A 10026-nucleotide genomic window follows, 5' to 3' on the forward strand; every position below is an offset into this window, starting at 1 on the left:
AGGCTTGTGCTTGCCGCGAAGACGGCGTGCCACTTCGCTGGCGACACGGCCGAGAACCTTATCCGTCGCGTCAATCACGTACCATTCGCGCTGCACTTCATGTGCCTTGGCGGAAAAAGTCTTCATGATCGATCCAAAAAATATTGCTGTGCCCTGTTTTGGTCCTGCTTGTGTAGTGACGCTCGTTGGCGCCGGCGCAGGCTCTCCCTGTTTTTCTCCCGCGGGCGTGGATGCGGGAAACCTACGATTATAAAGGGAAATTTGGTCGCACGTCAAAAATTGCCTTCGATAGGGGCAAGACGGCTCGCACCAGCGAAAATGCGGACGAAAAAAAGCCCGAACGCGTTTGTTCGGGCTTAATCCACCTTATGGAGGAGGGTGGAGGAGACATGCTGAGGTGTCGTGAAGCACGACAACCAACGAGACGAATTATACGGATCGAGCTTGTGCGGCGCAAGGGCATCTGCATTACGAAATCAAACACCACAATATGAAATTCGCAAAAAATCTCCGAGTCCTGAAAATAACATGCAAAATCAATGACATAAAAATCAACGCTGTCGGAGCAACGCGCATGGAGTAGAGCGAAACCCCTAATTGCGCAGGGGAAATCCGCCTTGCAGCCACGATGGCGCGACGCAACATTCAAGCGTGTCGCATAGGGCGCGCGCCCTCATGTCCCCCCCGGACATACCAGTAAGGCGCGGGCTACAATGCCGGCTGAATCAAGAACTCGCGCAGAGGCATACGCATGGAATGCAAAGTTAGCTGGATGGGTCAGGACGGCATGGCATTCGCGGCCGAAACGGGCAGCGGCCATCTCGTCAACATGGATGGCGCGCCGGAAGGCGGCGGCCGCAACCTCGCGCCGCGGCCGATGGAAATGGTGCTGCTCGGCACGGGCGGCTGCACGGCCTACGACGTGGTGCTGATCCTGAAGAAGAGCCGCCAGGAAGTGAGCGGCTGCAGCGTGACGCTCAAGGCCGAGCGCGCCAGCGAAGATCCGAAGGTCTTCACTAAGATCCACTTCCACTTCACCGTGACCGGCAAGAACCTGAACCCGGCCACCGTGGAACGCGCGATCAACCTCTCGCACGACAAGTACTGCTCGGCGTCGATCATGATCGGCAAGACCGCCGAAATCACGCATTCGTTCGAGATCGTCGCGAACTGAGCGCTGCTCGCACACGCGACTACGCGCGAGAGCCAGAAAGAAAAAAGCCGGCGCGGTCTTGGGACCGCGCCGGCTTTTTGTCGTCAGTGTGACGAAATGAGGTCGGCAAAGCAGGCCGATAAGCCGGATTCTGTGCACACGCCGCGTCCGAAGACGCGCCGCGCGTGGCAGCCATTCCTCTAGGCGCGCCATTGCTGACGCGCTCAAGCTTCCTACCCGCAGACGAGACGGGGGCCCCATCCTGCATCCGTAGATGCGCGCCTGCCTACTTGGAATTGCTCCGGGTGGAGGTTGCCGTGCCGTCTACGTCGCCGCAGACGCGGTGCGCTCTTACCGCACCGTTTCACCCTTACCTGATCCCGGCCGAAGCCGGGCCATCGGCGGTCTGTTCTCTGTTGCCCTGTTCCGCGTGTCGCCACGGATGGCCGTTAGCCATCACCCTGCCCTGTGGAGTCCGGACTTTCCTCGCCCCCAAGTGTTTCAATGCTGCCGAAACCTCGGGGCCGCGACTGCCTGACCTGCTTTGCGCGCCGCGATCTTAGCACGGTAGCGCCCGTAGCACCTGGGGCCTGATCGATGACTGGCGCGCGTTCAGCGAGCACGGCGCCCACGACGGAAGACCGTGGCATCGTCGTAGAACGCCGGGTCTTCGTTTTGCGGCCACCAGCCCGGAATGCCGAGCACCGGCAGCGGCGCGAAGCTGCGCCCGTTGAGCGCGGCATCGGCGGCGAGCGTCGCGCTCACCGTCTCGTCCAGATGAGCGTCGCGTTGCGCACGCGACCACGTGAAATACGCCTCGGGCACCTCGACCACCCATGCGTGCGCCGTGCAGGCGGCATAGGGCGCGATCAGCTTTTCGAGCAGCGCATGACCGAAAACGCGCACTTCGCAGCGCGCGGTGCGACCGTCGCCGCTCGCGAAGGCGCCCGGCGCTTCCCAACGCGCGCGCCCCGCCACGAACAGCGTATGCCAGTCGAAGCCGCGCAGCGCAGCGACGAGTGCCCGGTCCGACGACGCATAGAGCACGGCATTCTCGTCGAACAACGTGAGCGCGTCGCGCACGCCGCCGCGTGTCGGGCCGACGCCGAGCGCGTCGATCGCTGCGCCCTGGCGCGCGTTCAGTGTCGCCTTGATGCGCGGAAACGCGAACCACGCGAGCGCATTGAAGAAGTCGTGGAGGTTGTGGCGCGTCGGCACGCAGCCCGTCGCGGCGATGTGCGCCTCGTAGGCCGTGCCCTCGGGCAGGTCGTCCTGGGAGATGAAGGAAAGCGGCTGACCGCGGCCCGTGCGCTGGGCCGCCACGCATGCATCGGCGTTCAGCTCGGCGAGATACGGCGCGTACCCCGCCAGCGCAGCCTGCTGCCAGCGGCGGCCCCGCGCCTCGTGCTGCCCAAACCACGGCCGCGCCCAGTCGATGTCGGCGAAACCGCCGGCGCGCAAGGTGCGGCGTGGCGCGCGCGCGGGCATCGGTGCGTTCGCATCGACTGCCCCGCTTTTGTCGGCCGCGCCGGCCGCTTCGATCGCTTCGATCGCTTCGATCGCTTCGATCGCTTCGATCGCATTGATCGCATTGATCGCATTGATCGCATTGATCGCATTGATCGCATTGATCGCATCGACAGCTGCTTCCGCAGCCACGCCCCGCATCTGCCCCGCTTCGCTCAAGCGAGTTTCCAGCCGATCGTCTCGCCGCCGCGCAGCGGTACGACGGGCGTGTCGCCGGCAGCGACCTCGGCCGGCAACGTCCACGTCTCGCGACGCAACGTGACGGTTTCGGTGGCGCGCGGCAGGCCGTAGAAGTCCGCGCCGTAGAAGCTCGCGAAGCCCTCGAGTTTGTCGAGCGCGCCCGCGTTGTCAAACGCCTCGGCGTAGAGTTCGAGCGCGTGCAGCGCCGTGTAGCAGCCCGCGCAGCCGCACGCGTGCTCCTTCAGGCCCTTCGGGTGCGGCGCGCTGTCGGTGCCAAGGAAGAACCGACGATCGCCCGAGGTCGCCGCCTCGACGAGCGCCACGCGATGCGTCTCGCGCTTGAGCACAGGCAGGCAGTAATAGTGCGGACGGATGCCGCCTTGGAAGATCGCGTTGCGGTTGTAAAGCAGGTGGTGCGCCGTGATCGTCGCGCCGAGCAGGCCCGGGGCTGCCGTGTCGGCGCGGATGTACTCGACGGCGTCCTTCGTCGTGATGTGCTCGAACACCACCTTGAGCGCCGGGAAATCGCGGCGCAGCGGCGTCATCACGCGGTCGATGAAGACCTTCTCGCGGTCGAACAGGTCGATGTCGGCGCTCGTCACTTCACCGTGAACGAGGAGCGGCATGCCCACTTCCTGCATTGCCTCCAGCGTCTTCGCGCACTTGTGGATGTCGGTCACGCCGGCGTCCGAGTTCGTCGTCGCGCCCGCCGGATACAGCTTCACGCCGTGCACGAAGCCGCTCGCCTTCGCGCGGCGGATTTCCTCGGGCGGCGTGTTGTCGGTCAGATAGAGCGTCATGAGCGGCTCGAACTTCGAGCCCGCCGGCAGCGCCGCGAGAATGCGCTCGCGGTAGGCAGCCGCCTGCTCCGTGGTCGTCACCGGCGGCTTCAGGTTAGGCATGATGATCGCGCGGCCGAACTGGCGCGCCGTGTGCGGCAGCACCGCCGCGAGCATCGCGCCGTCGCGCACGTGCAGATGCCAGTCGTCGGGGCGGGCGAGCGTGAGAGTCGTGGGGGAGGAAGCGTTCATGGCAGGAATCAGGCGCAGCTAATGGATGGACGGCGGCACGGCGGCAAGTTCGCGGGAACGCGCGGAGGCGGCCGCTGGAAATTCCGGGCGTATCACGGGAAAAAGCGCGGTGATGACCGATACGAACCGGACACGGGCGCAGCCTCCAGCGTCGCGCGTACACGACAATTTGCGACGAATGCGCCGCGGCAGACGCCTATCGACGCAAGCCTGCAATGCATCCGACAAATTTCGTATTGGCGACCCACAGGCCGGTGATATGCTTGGAAAATCATTATTGTACCGGTTCACGGAACAACCCAGCGGCCAGTCCCGACTGCCACTGCCGCCGCTGCCTCAGCCGCATTACGCACCGTCAGTACCATCAGCACCATGTGCCAACTTCTCGGAATGAACTGCGCCGCACCGACGGACGTCACGTTCTCCTTCACAGGATTTGCCGCGCGCGGGGGCGCCACCGATCACCACGCCGACGGCTGGGGCATCGCGTTCTTCGAGGACAAGGCCTGCCGCCTGTTCATCGACCACGAAGCCTCCGCCCGCTCGCCCATTGCCGAGATGGTCAAGCATTACCCCATCAAGTCGCGCAACACCATCGCGCACATCCGCAAGGCTACGCAGGGGCACACGGCGCTCGAGAACTGCCATCCGTTCCAGCGCGAGCTGTGGGGCCGGCACTGGATCTTCGCGCACAACGGCGATCTGCAGGACTTCAATCCGCTCATGTCGGGCGTGTATCAGCCGGTTGGCACGACCGACAGCGAGCTCGCCTTCTGCACGCTGCTGCAAGGTCTGCGCAGGCACTTCCCCGGCGCGCAGCCGCCGCTCGACGAGTTGTTCGCCGCGCTCGAGTCGCTCACGCGCGAGATCACGCAGTTCGGCGTGTTCAACTTCCTGATGTCGAACGGCCAGGCGCTGTTCGCGCATTGCTCGACGCACCTCTACTATCTCGTGCGGCGCTGGCCGTTCTCGACGGCGCATCTCGTCGATGCCGACGTTTCCATCGACTTCGCCAAGTACACGACGCCCGAAGACCGCGTGGCCGTGATCGCCACCGCGCCGCTCACCGACAACGAAGTCTGGACCCGCTTCGCGCCCGGCGACCTGCTGATGTTCCAGCACGGCGAACTGATCGCGCAGGCGAGCGTGCCAGTGCCGCAGAAGGTGCTCGACAAGCTCGCCAACCCGGCGCTGGACGCCTCGGCAAGCGCGCCGCGAGCGGCGCAGCCGGGCGAAGTGGACCCGGAGGCCGTGGCAGCCTTGCAGACCTGGGGGGAGTGAGGCGGTCGCCGCATCACATAACCTGCCGCCCAAAACGAAAAAAGCCGCGCTTGCAGCGCGGCTTTTCGCTTTCCGAAAACGCGTTCGCCCCTCAGTGGAGGATCTTCGCGAGAAAGTCCTTCGCGCGATCCGACTTCGGATTGGCGAAAAAGTCTTCCTTGCGGTCATCTTCGACAATGGCGCCCTTGTCCATGAAGATCACGCGGTGCGCCACCTTCTTCGCAAAGCCCATTTCGTGCGTCACGCACATCATGGTCATGCCTTCCCGGGCGAGCTCCACCATCACGTCGAGCACCTCGTTGATCATCTCGGGGTCGAGCGCCGAGGTCGGCTCGTCGAACAGCATGGCGATGGGGTCCATCGACAAGGCCCGCGCGATCGCCACGCGCTGCTGCTGGCCCCCGGAGAGCTGGCCCGGAAACTTGTCCGCATGCGCGCGCAGCCCCACGCGGTCGAGCAGCTTCAGGCCCTTCTGCGTCGCCTCGTCCTTGCCGCGGCCGAGCACCTTGATCTGCGCGAGCGTGAGATTCTCGGTGATCGACAGATGCGGGAACAGCTCGAAGTGCTGGAACACCATGCCCACCTTCGCGCGCAGCTTCGAGAGATTGGTGCGCTTGTCGCCCACCGACTCGCCGTTCACGAGGATCTCGCCCTGCTGGAACGGTTCGAGCCCATTGACGGTCTTGATGAGCGTGGACTTGCCCGAGCCCGAAGGCCCGCACACCACGACCACCTCACCCTTCTTGACTTCCGTCGTGCAATCGGTCAGCACCTGGAACTGGCCGTACCACTTCGAAACGTTCTTGATTGAAATCATCTTGCAACCTTTTTCTGAAGACCTTTCACGAGGCTCGACGCGATCACGCAAATCACGAAATAGCACGCGCCCGCGAACAGTACCATCTCGACGGTGGTGCCGTCACGATCACCGATATTGGTGGCCGTGCGAAAGAAGTCCGCAAGGCTGATCACGTAGACGAGCGAAGTGTCCTGAAACAGCACGATGCCTTGAGTGAGCAGCAGCGGCACCATCGCGCGAAACGCCTGCGGCAGCACCACGTAGCGCATGGCCTGCCCGTAGCGCATGCCGAGCGCGAACGACGCATTGATCTGCCCGCGCGGCACCGCCTGGATGCCCGCGCGGATGATCTCCGAATAGTACGCGGCCTCGAAGAGCGAGAACGCGACCATTGCCGAGGCAAGCCGGATGTCGATGTCGGGCGAGAGGCCCAGCACGCTTTGCAGCACTTGCGGCACGATCAGGAAGAACCACAGCAGGACCATCACGAGCGGGATCGAACGGAATATCGTGACGTAGCCCTTCGCGAACCATTCGAGCGGCTTCGCGCTGGACAGCCGCATGAGCGCGAGCAACGTGCCCCAGAGTATGCCCACCACGATCGCGCACAACGTGATCTTGAAGGTGATGACCGCGCCCGTCCACAGCGTGGGCAGCGCACCCGGAATGCTGCTCCAGTCGAAATGATGCATCACTTGCCTCCGATGTAGCCGGGCAGGCGCGACTTCGCCTCGACCCAGCGCATGAGCGCCATGACGACGAGGTTGATGAGCACGTATGCGAGCGTTACCGCGATGAACGACTCATAGGTCTGAGAGGTGTAGTCGACGAGCTGGCGCGCCTGCGCGGACAGATCGAGCAGGCCGATCGTCGAGGCGACCGCCGAGTTCTTGAAGATGTTGAGGAACTCGGAGGTGAGCGGCGGCACGATGATGCGGTAGGCGACCGGCAGCAGCACATAGCGATACGTTTGCCACTGCGTGAAGCCCATTGCGAGACCCGCGGCGCGCTGGCCGCGCGGCAGCGCGTTGATGCCCGAGCGCACCTGCTCGCACACGCGCGCGCCGGTGAAGAGACCAAGACAGATGATCGACGACGAGAAGAACTGCGCGTTCGGTGGCAACTGCTTGAACCAGTTGCCGAGCGCGGGCGGCAGCAGCTCTGGAATCACGAGATACCAGATGAAAAACTGCACGATCAGCGGAATGTTGCGGAACACCGCCACATAGACCGTGCCGGCCCCGGAGGCCCATTTGCCCGGCGCCGTGCGCAGCACGCCGAAAAACGATCCCACGACGAGCGCGATCACCCACGCGGCGAGCGACACCGTCACCGTGACCCAGAGGCCCGAGATGAGCCAGCCCAGGTAGGTGGTGGGTTCGCCGGTGGAAACGGGGCTTAGCAGAATGCCCCAGTTCCAGTGATATGACATGAAGAGACTCCAGGAAAAAAGAACGGAAGAAGGCGGCCTTCTTCCGTTCCGTTCCACATGCAGATCGGGCTCGGGTCAAACCCGGGCGTCGATCAGTCGATGGCCTTGTCGTTCGGGTTCTTGAACAGCGCCTTCATGTCCTCGCTCATCGGGAAATTCAGGTTGAGCCCCTTCGGCGGAATCGGCGACTCGAACCACTTCTTGTAGATCACCTCGCCTTCGCCCGAGGTCTGGACCTTGGCGATGGCGTCGTCGGCGACCTTCTTGAACTCGGGGTCGTTCTTGCGCATCATGCAGCCGTACGCCTCGCGCGACTGCGGCTGGCCGACGATCACGAAATCGCCCGGATTGTTCGACTTGGCGCGCTCGCCCGCGAGCAGCGCGTCGTCCATCATGAACGCCACCGCGCGGCCCGTGGAGAGCGTCATGAACGACTCGCCGTGGTCCTTCGCGCTGATGATGTTCATGCCCATGTTCTTGTCCTGGTTCATCTTGCGCAGGATGCGCTCGGACGTCGTGCCCGCCGTCGTCACGACGGTCTTGCCCTTGAGGTCCGCGAAGTCCTTGATGCCCGAATCCTTCTTCGCCATGAGGCGCGTGCCGATCACGAAGATCGTGTTCGTGAAAGCGGCCTGCTGCTGGCGTTCGGCATTGTTCGTGGTCGAGCCGCACTCGATGTCGACCGTGCCGTTCTGCACGAGCGGAATACGGTTCTGCGACGTGATGGGCACGAGCTTCACCTTCAGGTTAGGCATGTTCAGCTTCTGCTTGACCGCCTCGACGATCTTCTCTGCGTAGTCCTGCGAATAGCCGATCACATTCTGCTTGTCGTCGTAGTACGAGAAAGGGATCGACGATTCACGATGGCCGAGCGAAATGACGCCCGTGTCCTTGATCTTCTTCAGCGTGCCGGAATCCTGCGCGAATGCGCCGGTCGCGACGAAACCGAAGAGTGCGAGCATGGCGGCGGTCTTCTTCATTTGCATTTTTTTCTCCGTTGCAAGAACTCTTTCTAGTTTAGCAAAGTAATTATTTTGAAAGCATCAAGAGTGACCCTGGCGCAACGATCATTTCCTTGCGCTTGCGCGCGACGGCGCACGCCGTTTCTTCAGTCCAGATGTGCGAAGGCGGACGTCCCCTTTTGGAGGACGTCCGCCTTCTCTGCGCCTTGATGTGCGGCGCAAAACTTGCCGCTATTGCTTGACTTCGCTGCACGCCTTGTCGGCCACCACGTGCAGCGCCATCACGCCTGCGATCGGATCAGGGGTACAGGCCGCGCATTTCGCGCGCCATCAGGATGCGCTTGCACGCCACGATAAACGCCGCGGTACGCATCGAGACATTCTGCTCGCTCGACACCTGCCACACCGCCGTGAAGGCCTCGCGCATCACGCGCTCGAGACGCTCGTTGATCTCGTTCTCGGTCCAGAAGAAGCTCGAGAAGTCCTGCACCCACTCGAAGTAAGAAACGGTCACGCCGCCCGCGTTTGCCACCACGTCGGGGATCACGAGCACGCCCTTGTCGTGCAGGATGTCGTCGGCGGCGGTCGTAGTCGGGCCATTCGCGCCTTCCACGATGATCTTCGTGCGGATCTTGCCGGCGTTCTTTTCCGTGATCTGGTTTTCGAGCGCGGCCGGAATCAGGATGTCGGTCTCGACGCTCCAGAATTCGTCGTTCGCCATCACTTCGGCGCCCGCGAAGCCCGCCACACCGCCCGTCTTCGCGACGTGCTCGAGCAGTGCTTCGGCGTTGATGCCGCTCGACTTGTAGAGCGAGCCGGTGTGGTCCTGCACGGCGACGATCTTCGCGCCCGCTTCCTGGAACAGACGTGCGGCAATGCCGCCCACGTTGCCGAAGCCCTGCACGGCAATGCGTGCGCCTTCGATCGACAGGCCCGTGCGGCGCGCCGCCTCGCAGCCGACGACGAACACGCCGCGGCCCGTCGCCTCGCGGCGGCCGAGCGAGCCGCCGAGCGAGATGGGCTTGCCCGTCACGACGCCCGTGGCCGTCTGGCCCTGGTTCATCGAGTAGGTGTCCATCATCCACGCCATGATCTGCTCGTTCGTGTTGACGTCCGGCGCGGGAATGTCGGTGTTCGGTCCGATGATGATGCCGATTTCGCTGGTGTAGCGGCGCGTCACGCGCTCGAGCTCACCACGCGAGAGCGTGCGCGGATCGACGCGGATGCCGCCCTTCGCGCCGCCGTACGGCACGTTCACCGCGGCGTTCTTCACCGACATCCACGCGGACAGCGCCATCACTTCGGAGAGCGTAACGTCCTGGTGATAACGCACGCCGCCCTTGCCGGGACCGCGCGATACGTTGTGCTGCACACGATAGCCTTCGAAGTGGGCGACGGTGCCGTTATCGAGCTCAATGGGCACGTCGACGATCAGGATTCGCTTCGGACGCTTGAGCGTTTCGAGCCAGCGCGAGAGCGAGCCGAGATACGGCGCGACGCGATCGACCTGACGAAGATAGTTGCCCCACGGGCCGAGATCGTCGGCGTGGAGATAGGAAGGAACCGACTGCAGTTGGGATGACATGTACGCTCCGATCGAACAAGTGGTGCCATTGTCAGAAAACGCCCACTTGAAATCCAATGCCGTTTGGTCATCCCGT

10 protein-coding genes and 1 other RNA gene are annotated in these 10026 nt (G+C 63.5%); 2 read left to right on the plus strand and 9 right to left on the minus strand.

Annotation, left to right across the window (positions count from 1 at the left end):
- The coding region (locus VMJ11_RS06870) for an uL13 family ribosomal protein (RefSeq protein ID WP_325618269.1) at positions 1-126 on the minus strand (126 nt) is incomplete at its 3' end.
- A gap of 625 nt (positions 127-751) precedes the next feature.
- On the opposite strand from VMJ11_RS06870, the gene VMJ11_RS06875 reads away from it, so the two are divergent.
- Positions 752-1174: an OsmC family protein gene (locus VMJ11_RS06875; protein ID WP_325618251.1), complete on the plus strand. Its 423-nt coding sequence runs from the start codon at positions 752-754 to the stop codon at positions 1172-1174.
- A 103-nt stretch (positions 1175-1277) separates the two neighbouring features.
- On the opposite strand, the gene rnpB is transcribed toward VMJ11_RS06875, so the two are convergent.
- The 3 genes from rnpB to pyrC form a co-directional block, all read right to left on the minus strand.
- Positions 1278-1699: RNase P RNA component class A (rnpB, locus tag VMJ11_RS06880), an RNA gene on the minus strand.
- 66 nt (positions 1700-1765) lie between these two features.
- The gene (locus tag VMJ11_RS06885; RefSeq protein WP_414694317.1) at positions 1766-2641 is read right to left on the minus strand and encodes a DUF3025 domain-containing protein; all 876 of its coding nucleotides are present in this window, start codon (positions 2639-2641) and stop codon (positions 1766-1768) included.
- Between the two features lie 194 nt (positions 2642-2835).
- Positions 2836-3900 (minus strand): dihydroorotase, encoded by a 1065-nt coding sequence (pyrC, locus tag VMJ11_RS06890; RefSeq protein ID WP_414694318.1) that lies wholly within the window; start codon positions 3898-3900, stop codon positions 2836-2838.
- A gap of 363 nt (positions 3901-4263) precedes the next feature.
- On the opposite strand from pyrC, the gene VMJ11_RS06895 reads away from it, so the two are divergent.
- Positions 4264-5172 (plus strand): class II glutamine amidotransferase, encoded by a 909-nt coding sequence (locus VMJ11_RS06895; RefSeq protein WP_325618257.1) that lies wholly within the window; start codon positions 4264-4266, stop codon positions 5170-5172.
- A gap of 91 nt (positions 5173-5263) precedes the next feature.
- Here the strand turns inward: VMJ11_RS06895 and VMJ11_RS06900 are convergent, their stop codons facing one another.
- The 5 genes from VMJ11_RS06900 to VMJ11_RS06920 form a co-directional block, all read right to left on the minus strand.
- A complete protein-coding gene (locus VMJ11_RS06900) occupies positions 5264-5989 on the minus strand; it encodes an amino acid ABC transporter ATP-binding protein (RefSeq protein WP_325618259.1) in 726 nt (241 codons plus the stop codon).
- A complete protein-coding gene (gene gltK / locus VMJ11_RS06905; protein ID WP_325618261.1) occupies positions 5986-6663 on the minus strand; it encodes a glutamate/aspartate ABC transporter permease GltK in 678 nt (225 codons plus the stop codon). Before gltK ends, VMJ11_RS06900 begins: the two co-directional genes overlap by 4 nt.
- Positions 6663-7403 (minus strand): amino acid ABC transporter permease, encoded by a 741-nt coding sequence (locus tag VMJ11_RS06910; RefSeq protein WP_325618263.1) that lies wholly within the window; start codon positions 7401-7403, stop codon positions 6663-6665. The genes gltK and VMJ11_RS06910 overlap by 1 nt, the downstream gene beginning before the upstream one ends.
- Positions 7404-7495: 92 nt before the next feature.
- Complete coding sequence (locus tag VMJ11_RS06915; protein ID WP_325618265.1) at positions 7496-8389, minus strand: glutamate/aspartate ABC transporter substrate-binding protein; 894 nt, start codon at positions 8387-8389, stop codon at positions 7496-7498.
- 274 nt (positions 8390-8663) lie between these two features.
- Complete coding sequence (locus VMJ11_RS06920; RefSeq protein ID WP_325618267.1) at positions 8664-9950, minus strand: Glu/Leu/Phe/Val dehydrogenase; 1287 nt, start codon at positions 9948-9950, stop codon at positions 8664-8666.
- Between the last annotated feature and the right edge of the window lie 76 nt (positions 9951-10026).

Origin of the sequence: Paraburkholderia sp. (assembly GCF_035501035.1) — a bacterium.
Taxonomy (GTDB): domain Bacteria; phylum Pseudomonadota; class Gammaproteobacteria; order Burkholderiales; family Burkholderiaceae; genus Paraburkholderia.